The organism is Sphingomonas sp. (genome assembly GCF_031361285.1).
Lineage (GTDB): Bacteria > Pseudomonadota > Alphaproteobacteria > Sphingomonadales > Sphingomonadaceae > Sphingomicrobium.
Window position 1 is genome coordinate 1 of sequence record NZ_JANMCO010000130.1, and the last position, 12,984, is coordinate 12,984.

The window sequence follows — 12,984 nt, forward strand, 5'->3', positions numbered from 1 at the left end:
GGGTGCCAAGCTTCGGCTTTTCGGTCTGGTCGGTCATTCTATTCCTTCGTCATATTCTGCAGCCGAGCCGGGGGCCGAGGCGGGTTCGCCGCCGTCTAGCCCGGTACGGGGGTCAGTGAAAGCGCGCCACCGGGCAAGCGCGTGAGAGACGCGCGACGCGGCAGCGGGATCGGTCAAGGCGACATGTACCACATTTTCGCGGCCCAGCGCCATTGACAAGATAGTGCGGTCTTCGGGGAAAATCATCCCGCGCGGCTCGCCGCCGCCCATGCGCCAGGCCTGGTCGAGCGTCCGGCGGCCATCTTCGCGGGCATCGGCGGCGTGGATCAGCAGGTGAACCTTGCCGGCGCGGGCGGCGGTTTCGATGCGCTCGGCGCCGTTGATCAGGGTGCCGCCGCGTGCTTCCAGGCCCAGGCGGTCGAGCGCCGCCTGGCGCAGCGCGCGTTCGACGCGTTCGCCGAGATCAGCGGGGATGTTGAGCTCCGTAGTCTTGAACGCGCGGGCCAGCGCGGCCTTTAATTTGCCCTTGGCGTTGGCGGTGTCGAGCGCGCTGCGGTCGACCGATATCCACGCGCCGCGGCCAGGCGCCCGGGCGCGCACGTCGGGCCCCACGTCGCCATCGGGGCCGAGCGCCAGCCGGATCAGGCTGTCGCGCGTGCCCTTGCTGCGGGTGAGCACGCAGGTCCGCTCGGGGACGTACGCATCAGGCTTCTCAATCAGGCGTTCGCCGGACTCATTTGGGGGATTCCGCAACTGCGTCCTCCTCCTTGGCATCCAGCTTGGCGGCGGCAGCGGCGTCCTCGTCTTCGAACCAGTGGGCGCGGGCGGCCATGATGATCTCGTTACCCTGCTCTTCGGACAAGCCATATTCGTGCAGGATGCCGCCCTTGTCTTCGGGCCGGTTGCTGGGTTCGCGCTGGCGGCGCTGTTCAGGGCGCTTCTTCTGGATGAGCTCGTCGGTGGCCAAATCGGCGAGGTCGTCGAGCGAGCGGATATTGGCCTTGCCGAGCGTTACCAGCATCGCCTCGGTGAGGTGGGGCAGCGCGGCGAGATCATCGGCCACGCCCAGCTTGCGGCGTTCTTCGCGGGAGGCGGCCTCGCGCCGCTCCAGGCCTTCGGCGGCGCGGCTCTGCAGCTCGGACGCGAGGTCTTCGTCGAAGCCGTCGATCGCGCTGATTTCCTCGGCGTTGACGTAGGCGACTTCCTCCAAAGAGGTGAAACCTTCGGCGACCAGCAATTGGGCGAGCGTTTCGTCGACGTCCAATTCGGTCTGGAACATCTCGGAGCGTTCGACGAATTCGCGCTGGCGCTTCTCGGACGCGTCGGCTTCGGTCAAAATGTCGATCTGCGAATTGGTCAGCTGGCTGGCGAGCCGGACGTTCTGGCCGCGGCGGCCGATGGCCAGGCTCAATTGATCGTCGGGGACGACCACTTCGATCCGCGCCTCCTCCTCGTCGATGACGACGCGGCTGACGGTGGCCGGCTGGAGACCGTTGACGACGAAGGTGGCGAGATCCTCGGACCACGGGATGATATCGATCTTTTCGCCCTGCAGTTCCTGGACCACCGCCTGGACGCGGCTGCCCTTCATGCCGACGCAGGCGCCGACCGGGTCGATCGAGCTGTCGTGGCTGATGACGCCGATCTTGGCCCGGCTGCCGGGGTCGCGGGCGGCGGCCTTGATTTCGATGATGCCGTCGTAAATCTCCGGCACTTCCTGGGCGAACAGCTTCTTCATGAAATCGGGGTGGGCACGCGACAGGAAAATCTGCGGGCCGCGCGCTTCGCGGCGAACCGACAGGATCAGGCTGCGGATGCGGTCGCCGACGCGGACCATCTCGCGCGGGATCTGCTGGTCGCGGCGGATGACACCCTCGGCCCGGCCAAGATCGACGACGACGTGGCCGAACTCGACCCGCTTGACGACCCCGGTGATGACTTCGCTGGCACGTTCCTTGAATTCTTCATACTGGCGCTCGCGCTCGGCATCGCGGACCTTCTGGAAGATGACCTGCTTGGCGGCCTGGGCAGCGATGCGGCCGAATTCGATCGGCGGCAGCGGGTCGACGATGAAGTCGCCAACCGCGGCGTCGGCCTTCAATTTTTGCGCGCCCTTCAAATCGACCTGCTTGAAATAGTCATCGACCTCCTCGACCACTTCGACGACGCGCCACAGGCGCAGGTCGCCGGTGACCGGGTCGAGCTTGGCGCGGATGTCGTTCTCGGCCCCGTAGCGAGCCCGGGCAGCGCGCTGGATGGCGTCTTCCATCGCTTCGATGACGATGCCGCGGTCGATCAGTTTCTCGCGCGCGACGGCGTCGGCAATGGCGAGCAATTCGGCCTTGTTGGCGGCGGGACCCGCAGTGGCGGGAGCGGCGGTAGCCATGTGGTTTTTAACCTTCCATCTTGATGAGATCGGCCCCCGCCGCGTCGAGCGGGGCAGTGGCCTTGATAAGCGCGTCGGTCAGCAACAGCTTGGCCGACGCAATCGATTGAAACGGGATGTCGCGCGGTCCCTTGGTGGTCGAAATGCGGATTGTGTCACCATCAACGCTCTGGATGATCCCCGAAACCTGTTTGGCGCCATCGATCGGCTGTTCAAACCGGAGCCGTGCTTCGTGCCCGGCCCAGTCGGCATAATCAGAGCGGCGGGTCAGCGGTCGGTCGATGCCGGGCGAACTGACTTCGAGGCGATAGGCCCCGTCGATGGGATCGCGACCGTCCGCTTCCAGGGCGTCGAAGATTTCCGAAATCCGTCGCGAGATTGCCTCGCAATCGCCAAGTTCGAGCTGCCGAGTCTCGGGCCGCTCGGCCATCACTTGCAGCGTCGGGTCGGTGGTGCCGCCGATCATCGCCACGCGCACGAGGCGGTAGCCGAGGGCTGCCACCTCTGGCTCGATCAATGCGGTGAGCGCTGCAACGTCGGTCATTCGGTTGGTCAAATTCCAAAACAGCTCTGCGACCGGCCTCCGGGGGGAAGCCAGCCTCAACGTCAGTAACGATGTCGAGGAGAGGGGTGCGATATAGGCCTCGACCGCCGTCAGCGCAAGCGTCAGCGCGGGTGGCAGGACTTGACGACCCGATCGCGGATCGCCGCATCGGCGGCGCCGCCGAGAAGGTTGACGCAGCGGCTGGCTTCGTAGCGGTCGGGTCCGCCCGCCAGCAGCAGGAAGACCGGCTTGCCGATCAGCTTGGCCATTGTCGGGGGCTCGAGCGAGCAGTCGCCGATCAGTTCGATGGCGTATGACGCCTTGCCCGGGCCGCGATATTCGTGCGTCGGGCGAAACCGCCAGGCGTAATCGCCCTGTGCCTCGATCACGCCTTCGGCGGCGATCGGATAGAATTTGGCGATGCGGTCGAGGTCGCTGGCAAAGTGCGGCCCGTTAGGATCGAGCCGAACGCAGTCGCAGGCGAGCGCCGGAGTCGAAGCCAGCAGCGATGCGAATGCCAAAGCGATGAGAATTCTAGCCATAAGCGAGCGCTTTGTTCTCCGCTCGAATGCGGATTGTCAGGATAATCGCGTTCAGGACGCTGAACAGAATCGCCCATGCGACCAGCCCGAAGGCCATCGGCAGGATCGCGATTTCGAGCGCGACGATGAGATAATTGGGATGATCGACAAAGCGATAGGGTCCGGCGCGGACCAACGGCGCGGCGGGCAACACGATGATGCGGGTCGTCCAGCGCGGGCCGAGTGTGGCGATGACCCACAAGCGGGCGAGCTGCAGCAGCAGGAATAGCACCACCAAGGGCCAGTTGATCGGCTGCCCGGGCGCCAACCACCACAGGACGGCCAGCCACGCGACGTGAACGGCGACGAGCAGCGGATAATGGCTGCGGCCGACCTCGACCGCCCCCTGATCGAGAAGCCGCCGCGTATTGCGGTTCGAGAGCCATAATTCGGCGAGGCGCTGCACCGTAACCACGGCCAGGATCGCGACCGCGGCCCAGGTCATGCGGCTTCGAGCAGCAGGCCCGCGCAGGTGAAGCCGGGGCCGAAGGCGGTCATCAGCACGCGCTTGGGCAAGCCCTGCTCAATCAGGCGGTCGAGCACGAACAGGACCGTCGGCGCGCTCATGTTGCCGAAGTCGCGCAGTACTTCGCGCTCCAGGTTGAGCTCGCCTTGCGGCAGCTCGAGCGCGCTTTCGATGGCGTCGATCACCTTGACCCCGCCGGGGTGGCAGCAGAGGCGGTCGATTGACCCGCGCTCGACATTCATCTGCCCCAGCATTTCGTCCACCGCCGTCGCCAGTTTGGCCTCGATGAACGGCGGAATGGCGCGGTCGAAGACCACAGCGAGCCCCGGATCCTCGACGTCCCAGCCCATGATCCGCAGCGTATCGGGCCATAATTTCTCGGCTGAGGCGGTAATACGCGCGAGACTGTGGTGGCCAGTGGTCACGACCGCGGCGGCGGCCCCGTCACCGAACAGCGCGGTGGCGACAATCGCGGCGGGGTCGTTGCTGTCGAGGCGGATCGAGATCGAGCAAGTCTCGACAGTGACGAACAGCCAATGGCTGCCGGGATCGGCGGCAGCGAGATTGGCGGTCAGCGCCAGGCCATTGACGCCGCCGGCGCAACCGAGGCCGAACACGGGGACTCGACGGACGTTACTGCGCAGCCCGAGCCGAGCGGCGGCGCGGGCATCGAGGCTGGGCGTAGCGATGCCGGTCGTCGATACGGTGACAATGCCGTCGATCTGGTCCGGCACGAGACCGGCCTTGGCAATCGCCGACGACGCCGCCTCGATCAGCAAATTTTCCGCGGCGTCGAGATAGACGGCATTGCGGTCCTGCCAGCCGTGCGGGTCTTCATACCATTCAATCGGCGCGACGAGGTGGCGCTTGGCGATGCCGGCGTTGTCGAACACGCCCGACAGGCGGTTGAACAAGGCTGGCCGGCCGCCGAAAGCGCGGCGCCCGGTTTCCTTCGCCACCGCCTGCGAGACGGTATGCGGCGGCACCGCGGTGGCTAGCGAAAGTAGGCTGCAGGATTGCATGCGGCGCCTTATACTAAACCGGCAAGGTGCCGGATATTGAACGAAGGACCCCTCTGAATGACCCTGCGCTTAATGCAAGCCGGACTTTTGCTGGCTCTCGCAGCGTGCAGCCGCGCGCCGTCGGCGGCAGCGGTGGTGGCGCGCCCATTTTCGGTCGCCGAAGTGGCGAAGTTCGACGCGCCCTGGGCGCTGGCTTTTTTGCCGGGATCGGGGGTGCGTCTGACCAATATGGCGCTGCTGACCGAGAAGGATGGCAAGCTGTGGCTGGTCGATGTGACGACCGGCCATAAGCAGGCGGTGGCGGGGGTTCCGGCGGTCCATGTCGAAGGGCAGGGGGGCCTGGCCGAGGTCGTCGTTCACCCCGATTTCGCCGGCAATCAGCGAGTCTATTTGAGTTTTCCCGAGGCCGGACCCAAGGGTACCAGCGGGGCTGTCGTCGGCTATGGCCGGCTGATCCTCGGGCAGGGGCAGCCGCGCCTTGCGGGCTTCCGCATCATCTGGCGGCAGGTGCCAAAAGTCAGCGGCGGCGCCCATTATTCCGAGCGGATCGCTTTTGCGCCCGACGGGACCATGTTCATTACCAGCGGCGAGCGGTTCCAGTTCGCCCCGGCGCAAGACCGCAACGTCAACCTCGGCAAAGTCGTTCATTTGACCGCCGAGGGCGCCCCCGTACCAGGCAATCCGTGGGCCGGCCGGGGTGGCATTGCCGCCACCTTGTGGACCTATGGCCATCGCAATTTGCTCGGCCTCGCCTTCGCGCCGGACGGCCGGTTGTGGGAAAGCGAGATGGGACCGATGGGCGGCGACGAGGTCAACCTTATTCAGCCGGGCAAGAATTACGGCTGGCCGCGGGCGTCGAACGGCAGCAATTACGACGGCACCGACATTCCCGATCACCGGCCGGGTGATGGCTTCGAGCCGCCCAAGGTGTGGTGGAACCCGTCGATTTCGCCGAGCTCATTGCTGATCTACACCGGCGACCTGTTCCCGCAATGGAAGGGCGACGCGTTGATTGGCGCTTTGTCGGGCGAGGCGTTCATCCGCGTCGACATCAATGGCGACCAGGCGCGCAAGGCCGACCAGTGGCCGATGGGCGCGCGTATCCGCGCCGTCGACCAGGGCCCGCGCGGCGAGGTCTATTTGCTCGAAGATGGCGACGGCGGCCGGCTGCTGCGGCTGGAGCCGCAGAATCAGGACCGGCGATAGCGCAGATAATAAGGGCGGCGGCCTTCGCGGCGGGATTTGGCGCCGTAGCGGGTTTCGATCCAGCCGCTCGGCGGTTCGAGGAAATCGGCGGGTTTTTCCGCCAGCCAGGTGAAATCGTCGCGGTGCCGCTGCATCACGACCAAAGTCCATTCGAGATAGACGGGATGATCGGTAGCGATGCGCAATTCGCCGCCCGGCCGAAGCTTGGCGGCGATGAGGTCGAGCGGCCCATCGCTGACCATCCGCCGCTTGGCGTGGCGAGCCTTGGGCCACGGGTCGGGGTGGAGCAGGTAGACGAAACTCAACGAATTATCCGGCAACCGACGGAGGACTTCTAGGGCGTCGCCCATGTGCAGGCGGACGTTGGCGAGGTGGCCGTCGCGGACGTGGCCGAGCGCGGTGGCGACGCCGTTGACGAACGGCTCGGCGCCGATGAAGCCGTGGTCGGGGAGCAAGTCGGCGCGCGCCGCGATATGCTCGCCCGAGCCGAAACCGATTTCGAGGTGCAGCGGGCGCCCCTGTCCTTTGACATCGCCGAACAGGCGCTGCGATGTGAGTTCGCCGTCCGCCGGCACCGCAATTTGGGGCAGCAGCGTGTCGATCAGCTGCTGTTGGGCTGGCCGTAATTTGTGACCCATCGATCGCCCGTACAGGCGGTTGAGCGTGGTCGGGTCACCGGTCATTCGTGCGCTCGTCAGGCCGCCACGGCGGCTTTCAGATCGTCGACCAGGTCGAGCTTTTCCCACGGGAAGAAATCGCCTTCGGGCTGGCGGCCGAAATGGCCGTAGGCGGCGGTCGGCTCATAGATCGGCTTGTTGAGTTTCAAATGGGTGCGGATGCCGCGCGGGGTGAGGCCGCCCAATTTGGTGACGCGGGCGATTGCCGCTTCGAGAGCATCGTCGCCAACAACGCCGGTGCCGTGGGTATCGACGTAGATCGACAATGGCTCGCTGACGCCGATCGCATAAGCGAGCTGGATGGTGCAGCGGGTGGCAAGGCCGGCGGCGACGATATTCTTGGCGAGATAGCGCGCCATGTAAGCCGCCGAGCGGTCGACCTTGGTTGGATCCTTGCCCGAAAAAGCACCGCCGCCGTGCGGGGCCGCGCCGCCATAAGTATCAACGATGATCTTGCGGCCGGTGAGGCCGGCGTCGCCGTCGGGGCCGCCAATTTCGAAGCTGCCGGTGGGGTTGATGTGATAGACCGTGTCGGCGGACAGCAGCTCGGCGGGCAGGACGTCGGCGACGACCTTCTTCACATAAGCGTGAAGCTCGGCTTCCTTGTCGCCCTGGTCGTAGCCCTTGGCGTGCTGGGTCGAGACGACGATCGCGGTCGCGGCGACCGGCCTGGCTTCATGATAGCGCAGCGTCACCTGGCTCTTGGCGTCGGGTTCGAGGAACGGCGCCGCTCCGGAATGACGGTCGGCGGCCATGCGCTGCAGTATCTTGTGGCTGTAGGACAGCGTCGCCGGCATCAGTTCGGGGGTCTCGTCGCAGGCAAAGCCGAACATGATCCCCTGATCGCCGGCGCCTTCGTCCTTGTTGCCCGAGGCGTCGACGCCCTGGGCGATGTGCGCGGATTGGCCATGCAGGTGGTTCTCGAAACTGGCGGTCTGCCAGTGGAAGCCGGCCTGTTCGTAGCCAATCCGCCGAATCGTGTGGCGGACGACCGATTCGATTTCGTCGCGCGCGCCGGGGGCCCAGCCATGGGTGTCGGAATAGAGTTCCTCGTCATAGGTATCGCGGCAGCGGATCTCGCCGCTGATGACGATACGCTGGGTGGTCACCATCGTCTCGCAAGCGACCCGCGCCTCCGGGTCCTTGGCCAGGAACAGGTCGATGATCGCGTCGCTGATCTGGTCGGCGACCTTGTCGGGATGGCCTTCGGAAACGGATTCGGAGGTGAAGAGGTAATTGCTGCGCATGAGGGAAGTGCGATCCTTCAAGTCGGGATATAAGGAAGTCTTTATATGTGGTTCGTCGCCCTAGCGGCGAGTCCGACCCATCGCAATGCTACCGATCAATAAGGCGAAGGCGAGTAACAGCGGGATCAGATTGCCGAAGCGCCCGAATGGGGTAATCTCCCGTCGCGGCGGTAGCTGTTCTTGAATGGCGCCTGCGGATTTCCACGGCAGGGACTGACGGACCATTCCATATCCGTTGATGACCGCGCTGATTCCGGTCGGGGTCGAGCGGATGACCGGAATGCCTTCCTCGGCGGCGCGGAGCCGGGCCTGGGCAAGATGCTGCGGCGGGCCCCAGCGGCCGAACCAGGCGTCATTGGAGGGATTAAAGATGAAATCCGGGCGATTGCGGCGGTCGACCACTTCGCCCGAGAAGATGATTTCATAGCAGAGCTGCATGCCGCCTTTCCCCCAGCCTTCGCCGAGGTCGATCGTGCGCGGCCCGGGGCCGGGCGCGAACTCGAGGTCGCCGGGGGCGAGCCGCGACAGGCCGATCGCCGACAGCAAGGGCCGCAGCGGCAGATATTCGCCGAACGGGACGAGGTGCGCCTTGTCGTAGCGGGCGACGATCTTGCCGCCCGGGCCAAGCACGAAAATGCTGTTGGCGGCGCCGTCGATATGCTGCCCATTGGACGCATTGACCGCGATCCCGCCGGTCAGGAGATAGTCGCCCGGTCCAACGACCGCCGTGGCGCGCTTGCGTTCGAATGCGGCAAAGGCAGAATGCTCGTCGGTGCGGGCGTCGGATAGTGGATCGGTGACCGCGGCTTCGGGCCAGAACAGCAAGCGCGGGCGGCCGCCGCCGGGTTTCATCGACAGGGCCGCAAGGCGGCGCGCGGCTTCCTCGCTGAAACCGGAGCGCCATTTGTCCTCCTGCCCGATGTTCGGCTGGACGACCGTGATGTTGCCAAACTGCTCGGGCATCACATAACGAGTGACCGGCAGCACCAAGAGCAGGCCCATCACGGCGAGGACCGCCACCGCTGGCGCAAACCGCCGCAAGGACGCCAGCCACAGCCCGCCGCCGAACAGCACGACCAGCATCGACAGGCCGTAAGTGCCGATGAATGCGCTCGATTGGAGCCAGGGCGTATCGGCGAGAACGACGCCGGCGGGGTTCCAGGCGAAGCCGGTGAACAGACCGGCGCGCAGCCACTCGGTTACCGCCCAGGCGCTGGCGAGTCCGAGGGCCATCGCCACGGGGCGCTTATTGCCCAGCCGCCAGGCGAGCCCCGCCGCCAGCATCGGGTAGAAAGCGAGGTAGAGCGCGACCAGCAGCACCCCGACCCAGCCGAGCCACGCCGGCATGTTGGATTGAAAGGTGAAGGCGGTCGCGATCCAGTTGAGGGCGATCAGGAACTGGCCGAACCCGAACGCCCAGCCGATCGCGAGGGCCCGGCGCAGCGAGCGCGCGCGGAACAGCAATTCGCACAGCCCAGCGAACGCGATCGGCAGGAGCGGCCACCAGGCGACCGGCTCGAACCCGAAGGCGGACACGAGCCCCAGCAGGGCGGCGAGGAGAATAGGCTTCATCGAGTTTCGTCATTGCGAGGAGCGCGGCGACGAAGCAATCCACAAAGGGTGTCGGCGGGGCGTTTTGAATAACGAGGCTTTGATCCAATGTCCGCCTTCGACCCATTGCGGATACTCGCCTAACTCACGCGCATCTTCGGAGAAGCTAAATCACTCCCTGAGCGGCTGGTTTGGCGACGGCGGACCTTTAGGCTGGTCCGGCATCCTTCTTTGTCCTCGCTTCTCTCGAAGCGCGCGCCAGTCGCGGTGCACAACAGTCGCGAGGCCCAGTTTCCTATTATAGGGCCGCAGTGAACTCTTGGCATTTTCGGTCATTAGCGGACGGCAGCAAACCGCTTGTACCTAACGGTCGAACTCCAGAACGTCGGTCGGAGCGCCCTTTATTCTCACCATCTTGCGCTTGAGCGTCAGGTGCTTCCCGTCGGCTGAAATACTCGCCTTGGATTCCACGGAAATCTTTCCATGCAGGCGGGAACTCGCCTTCAGCTCCCGATCGCTGACCGGGGTCAGTGAGATGCTGTCCGCATTCGGGTTCCCGAGCATCGGATACCATTTTCCATTGTAGCGCGCGGAATAGCTGAAATTCAGCACCTTACCTGAAAGGTCTTTCGAGCTGGACTTCATCGTGACGCGGTTGCCGGATATCTGATAGGTCCGAGTTTCGCTCTGCTCCTTGGCGGGCGAGGCAAAACTCGACTTGGCGGCGTTCAGATGCCACGTGCCGTTCCAAAGCTTCGCGTCCGGTCCCTTGGCAAACGCACTCTGTGGAACGGCGATCGCGATTCCTGCGAGGATCAGCGCGAATTTCGTTCGTCCTTTCATGACCTTGCTCCTTTTCCGGAAAACAGGCCACCGCACTCGACTCATAACGGTGACAGGAATCGTATAGCTCCTTCGGAAACGACAATGATAGAATTTTTCCGGTCAAGCGTCGCCCGCCGAATGTCCGCTTTCCACCCAAAGCAGACATTCCCAAAGGCTCACTGGATTGCTTCGGCGCGCTCGCAGTGACAAAGCGGGGCAGATGAACTTGCCGCCCTTCCATCTGGCCTTTCCAGTCGACGATCTTGGCGCCGCGCGGGAGTTTTACGGGCGGATGCTGGGGTGCCCGGAGGGACGGAGCTCGGATCAGTGGATCGACTTTGATCTCCACGGCCATCAGATTGTCGCCCATTTGGCGTCGGGCGCGCCGCGGCGGGCGGCGAGCAACGCGGTCGACGGCGAGGATGTGCCGGTGCCGCATTTCGGGCTGGTGCTCGATATGGACGCATGGAAGATGCTGGCCGAGCGGTTGAAGGCGGCGGGGGTCGCATTCGTCATCGCGCCGACTGTCCGCTTCGCCGGCCAGCCGGGCGAGCAAGCGACGATGTTCCTGCTCGACCCCGCCGGCAACGCGCTCGAGTTCAAGGCGATGGCCGATCCCGGGAAATTGTTCGCTAAGTAAGCCCCTCCACCAGCTTTCAGCCGGTCCCCCTCCCCGAGCAAGCTCGGGGAGGATACCTAGGCCGCACTCTCCGGCGCGTGGAGGCGGAGGCGGCGGACGCGGCGGCCGTCGGCGTCAATGCTTTCCAATCGCCAGCCCGACGCATGGACGACCGATTCGCCCGGCTTCAGGATGCGACCGGCGAGCAGGAAGACGAGGCCGCCGATGGTGTCGATTTCGTCTTCCTCGGCGGTCAGGCGGGCGTCGACGGTCGCAGTCAGCTCTTCGAGCTCAAGCCGGGCGTCGGCTTCCCACAGCCCGTCCTCGAGCAAGGTCAGCATGCGGTCGGCTTCCTCGTCATGCTCGTCCTCGATCTCGCCGACGATTTCCTCGACCACGTCCTCGATCGTGACCAGGCCTTCGGTGCCGCCGAATTCGTCGACGACGATGGCGAGGTGGATATGGTCGGCGCGCATGCGGGCGAGGAGGTCGATGACACTCATCGATTCGGGGACGAACAGAGGCGTGCGCATCAAGGCGGGTGGCGAGCGGTCGCGGCTTTCATCGACGCGGGCGATGAAGACGTCCTTGATGTGGTACATGCCGACGATGTCATCGAGGCTGTCGCCATAGACCGGCAGCCGGCTGTGGCCGGCATCGGCGAAAGCGTGGATCAGCGCGTCGAAGCTGATGGTCAGTGGCACCGAGATGATGTCGCCGCGGGTGACGCAGACGTCGCCCGCGGTGCGGTCGCCGAACTGCAGCAGGTTGCGCAGCATCTGCCGTTCGAGCGGCGACAGGTCGCCGGAGACCGGGTGCGACGTCTCGGCCTCGTCGATCGCGTCCTCGATCTGGTCGCGCAGGCTGGTGTCGCCATCGTCGCCAAAGATCAGTGCCCGCATGCCGCGCCACAGCCGCGAGCCGCCCTCGTCTTCGTTGCGGGTGGCCATCAGGGCGCGCCTTCGTACGGATTGGCGATACCGAGCCGGGCCAAAGCGCGGACTTCGCGCCCTTCCATGTCGGCCGCCGCCGCATCGTCGTCATGGTCGTGGCCGAGGAGGTGGAGCGTGCCGTGGACGACCAAATGCGTCGCGTGCTGGTCGAGGCTCAGGCCTTTTTCGGCCGCTTCGGCAAGGCAGATTTCGCGCGCCAGGATAACGTCGCCGATGAGGAGTTCCGGGCCGTCGTCGTCGGATTGTTCGAGTTCGTACGGTTCGGCCATCGGAAAGGACAGGACGTTGGTCGGCTGATCCTTGCCGCGCCAGTGGGCATTGAGAATTTGAACCTCTGCGTCGCTGGTCAGGCGGACTGAAAGCTCGGCCTTGCGGGGGCCGTCGGCGAGTTGCGGGAAGGCGCTTTCCGCAATCGCCGAGGTCGCCGCGGCGCGCACCAGCCGCGCCCAGTCGGTGCTACTGTCCCATTCCGCATCGGCGTCGATGGCGATGTCGAGCATCACGCGCCGGGCCCTTCATAGGCTTCGACGATCTTGCCGACGAGCGGGTGGCGGACGACGTCGGCGGCGGAAAAGCGGACCATCGAAATGCTCTTGATGCCTTCCAATTTGTCGACGGCGTCATTGAGGCCCGATTCGGCGCCACGCGGCAGGTCGGTCTGCTTGGGATCGCCGCAAATCACCATCCGGCTGCGCATGCCGAAGCGCGTGAGGAACATCTTCATCTGCGGCGGCGTGGTGTTCTGCGCTTCGTCGAGGATGATGAACGCGTCGTTCAAAGTGCGGCCGCGCATAAAGGCGATCGGCGCGATCTCGATTTCGCCCGAGGCGATGCGGCGTTCGACTTGCTCGGTCGGCAGCATGTCATAGAGCGCGTCGTAGAGCGGGCGGAGGTAGGGGTCGACCTT

At 65.1% G+C, this 12,984-nt stretch carries 15 protein-coding genes; 2 read left to right on the forward strand and 13 right to left on the reverse strand.

Features of this window, described 5'->3' with window-relative positions:
• Positions 1-33: 33 nt before the first annotated feature.
• The 6 genes from RMO25_RS11330 to RMO25_RS11355 all read right to left on the reverse strand — a co-directional run bounded on the left by RMO25_RS11330 (position 34) and on the right by RMO25_RS11355 (position 4,999).
• The gene (locus RMO25_RS11330; protein WP_309662709.1) at positions 34-753 is read right to left on the reverse strand and encodes a DUF448 domain-containing protein; all 720 of its coding nucleotides are present in this window, start codon (positions 751-753) and stop codon (positions 34-36) included.
• Positions 734-2,386 (reverse strand): transcription termination factor NusA, encoded by a 1,653-nt coding sequence (gene nusA / locus RMO25_RS11335; RefSeq protein WP_309662710.1) that lies wholly within the window; start codon positions 2,384-2,386, stop codon positions 734-736. The genes RMO25_RS11330 and nusA overlap by 20 nt, the downstream gene beginning before the upstream one ends.
• Before the next feature lie 7 nt (positions 2,387-2,393).
• On the reverse strand, positions 2,394-2,930 hold the full coding sequence (rimP, locus tag RMO25_RS11340; RefSeq protein ID WP_309662711.1) for a ribosome maturation protein RimP: 537 nt from the start codon (positions 2,928-2,930) through the stop codon (positions 2,394-2,396).
• 122 nt (positions 2,931-3,052) lie between these two features.
• Positions 3,053-3,472, reverse strand: a complete 420-nt coding sequence (locus RMO25_RS11345; protein WP_309662712.1) for a hypothetical protein — start codon at positions 3,470-3,472, stop codon at positions 3,053-3,055.
• Complete coding sequence (locus RMO25_RS11350; protein ID WP_309662713.1) at positions 3,465-3,956, reverse strand: isoprenylcysteine carboxylmethyltransferase family protein; 492 nt, start codon at positions 3,954-3,956, stop codon at positions 3,465-3,467. Before RMO25_RS11350 ends, RMO25_RS11345 begins: the two co-directional genes overlap by 8 nt.
• The gene (locus tag RMO25_RS11355; RefSeq protein ID WP_309662714.1) at positions 3,953-4,999 is read right to left on the reverse strand and encodes a type III polyketide synthase; all 1,047 of its coding nucleotides are present in this window, start codon (positions 4,997-4,999) and stop codon (positions 3,953-3,955) included. The genes RMO25_RS11350 and RMO25_RS11355 overlap by 4 nt, the downstream gene beginning before the upstream one ends.
• 57 nt (positions 5,000-5,056) lie before the next feature.
• On the opposite strand from RMO25_RS11355, the gene RMO25_RS11360 reads away from it, so the two are divergent.
• Positions 5,057-6,205, forward strand: coding sequence for a PQQ-dependent sugar dehydrogenase (locus RMO25_RS11360; protein WP_309662715.1), 1,149 nt, complete (start codon positions 5,057-5,059; stop codon positions 6,203-6,205).
• On the opposite strand, the gene trmB is transcribed toward RMO25_RS11360, so the two are convergent.
• The 4 genes from trmB to RMO25_RS11380 form a co-directional block, all read right to left on the reverse strand.
• Entirely contained in the window at positions 6,190-6,888 is a 699-nt protein-coding gene (gene trmB, locus RMO25_RS11365; protein WP_309662716.1) for a tRNA (guanosine(46)-N7)-methyltransferase TrmB, read from the reverse strand. The two genes, RMO25_RS11360 and trmB, sit on opposite strands and share 16 nt — an antisense overlap.
• 11 nt (positions 6,889-6,899) lie before the next feature.
• A complete protein-coding gene (metK, locus tag RMO25_RS11370; RefSeq protein WP_309662717.1) occupies positions 6,900-8,129 on the reverse strand; it encodes a methionine adenosyltransferase in 1,230 nt (409 codons plus the stop codon).
• A gap of 60 nt (positions 8,130-8,189) precedes the next feature.
• A complete protein-coding gene (gene lnt / locus RMO25_RS11375; RefSeq protein ID WP_309662718.1) occupies positions 8,190-9,701 on the reverse strand; it encodes an apolipoprotein N-acyltransferase in 1,512 nt (503 codons plus the stop codon).
• A gap of 342 nt (positions 9,702-10,043) precedes the next feature.
• Positions 10,044-10,523 carry a hypothetical protein gene (locus RMO25_RS11380; RefSeq protein ID WP_309662719.1) on the reverse strand — a complete coding sequence of 160 codons (480 nt, stop codon included), beginning with the start codon at positions 10,521-10,523 and terminating at the stop codon, positions 10,044-10,046.
• Between the two features lie 202 nt (positions 10,524-10,725).
• Between RMO25_RS11380 and RMO25_RS11385 the strand changes: the two genes are divergently transcribed.
• Positions 10,726-11,145, forward strand: coding sequence for a VOC family protein (locus RMO25_RS11385; RefSeq protein ID WP_309662720.1), 420 nt, complete (start codon positions 10,726-10,728; stop codon positions 11,143-11,145).
• Positions 11,146-11,201: 56 nt separating this feature from the next.
• On the opposite strand, the gene RMO25_RS11390 is transcribed toward RMO25_RS11385, so the two are convergent.
• From RMO25_RS11390 to RMO25_RS11400, 3 genes are all read right to left on the reverse strand, one after another.
• Positions 11,202-12,074, reverse strand: coding sequence for a hemolysin family protein (locus tag RMO25_RS11390; RefSeq protein WP_309662721.1), 873 nt, complete (start codon positions 12,072-12,074; stop codon positions 11,202-11,204).
• A complete protein-coding gene (gene ybeY, locus RMO25_RS11395) occupies positions 12,074-12,577 on the reverse strand; it encodes an rRNA maturation RNase YbeY (protein ID WP_309662723.1) in 504 nt (167 codons plus the stop codon). Before ybeY ends, RMO25_RS11390 begins: the two co-directional genes overlap by 1 nt.
• On the reverse strand, positions 12,577-12,984 hold a 408-nt coding region (locus RMO25_RS11400; protein WP_309662722.1), incomplete at its 5' end, for a PhoH family protein. The genes ybeY and RMO25_RS11400, both read right to left, overlap by 1 nt.

Bases quoted from the DNA above. Each gene is read 5' to 3' on its own strand.
- RMO25_RS11350 (WP_309662713.1), bottom strand. From the start codon at position 3,956: ATGACCTGGGCCGCGGTCGCGATCCTGGCCGTGGTTACGGTGCAGCGC.
- RMO25_RS11355 (WP_309662714.1), bottom strand. From the start codon at position 4,999: ATGCAATCCTGCAGCCTACTTTCGCTAGCCACCGCGGTGCCGCCGCAT.
- rimP (WP_309662711.1), bottom strand. From the start codon at position 2,930: ATGACCGACGTTGCAGCGCTCACCGCATTGATCGAGCCAGAGGTGGCA.
- RMO25_RS11380 (WP_309662719.1), bottom strand. From the start codon at position 10,523: ATGAAAGGACGAACGAAATTCGCGCTGATCCTCGCAGGAATCGCGATC.
- RMO25_RS11390 (WP_309662721.1), bottom strand. From the start codon at position 12,074: ATGGCCACCCGCAACGAAGACGAGGGCGGCTCGCGGCTGTGGCGCGGC.
- nusA (WP_309662710.1), bottom strand. From the start codon at position 2,386: ATGGCTACCGCCGCTCCCGCCACTGCGGGTCCCGCCGCCAACAAGGCC.
- metK (WP_309662717.1), bottom strand. From the start codon at position 8,129: ATGCGCAGCAATTACCTCTTCACCTCCGAATCCGTTTCCGAAGGCCAT.
- RMO25_RS11345 (WP_309662712.1), bottom strand. From the start codon at position 3,472: ATGGCTAGAATTCTCATCGCTTTGGCATTCGCATCGCTGCTGGCTTCG.
- RMO25_RS11385 (WP_309662720.1), top strand. From the start codon at position 10,726: ATGAACTTGCCGCCCTTCCATCTGGCCTTTCCAGTCGACGATCTTGGC.
- RMO25_RS11360 (WP_309662715.1), top strand. From the start codon at position 5,057: ATGACCCTGCGCTTAATGCAAGCCGGACTTTTGCTGGCTCTCGCAGCG.
- ybeY (WP_309662723.1), bottom strand. From the start codon at position 12,577: ATGCTCGACATCGCCATCGACGCCGATGCGGAATGGGACAGTAGCACC.
- trmB (WP_309662716.1), bottom strand. From the start codon at position 6,888: ATGACCGGTGACCCGACCACGCTCAACCGCCTGTACGGGCGATCGATG.
- lnt (WP_309662718.1), bottom strand. From the start codon at position 9,701: ATGAAGCCTATTCTCCTCGCCGCCCTGCTGGGGCTCGTGTCCGCCTTC.